1 protein-coding gene is annotated in these 427 nt (G+C 46.8%); it reads left to right on the top strand.

All coding sequences use genetic code 11. The features are described from left to right. Positions 1–29: 29 nt before the first annotated feature. Positions 30–427, top strand: a 398-nt coding sequence (locus ASC50_RS05000) for a hypothetical protein (RefSeq protein ID WP_158648468.1), incomplete at its 3' end; no start/stop codon positions are given.

The following is a 427-nucleotide window of genomic DNA, read 5'->3' as shown; positions in this document are numbered from 1 at the left end:
TATCCAATGGCTTTAACAAATATTTCAGTATGGCTGCTACCGGAGTGGCAGCCATCACCGGATTGTCTATGACCTTCCGGAAACTCGCCGAAGATGTAGCCAAAATGGACGACACGTATGCCGATGTGATGAAAACAACCGGCTTAACGCACGAGCAAGTCAAAGACCTGAACGAAGAATTTAAAAAACTCGATACGCGCACATCGCGCGAAGAGTTGAACAATCTGGCGCGTGATGCCGGTAAATTGGGCATCACCGGCAAAAAAGACATCCTCGATTTTGTAGAAGCCGGTAACCAAATCAACGTCGCCTTGGGCGAAGATTTGGGCGAAGGTGCTATCAAAAACATTGGCAAACTCACGGAAGTTTACAAGCAATCGACACAGGAACTCGACAAATTAGACCTCAAGGGAAAAATGCTCTCCAT

It is taken from the genome of Candidatus Symbiothrix dinenymphae, from assembly GCF_001431085.1.
This window is presented reverse-complemented; position numbering and strand designations above follow the sequence as displayed.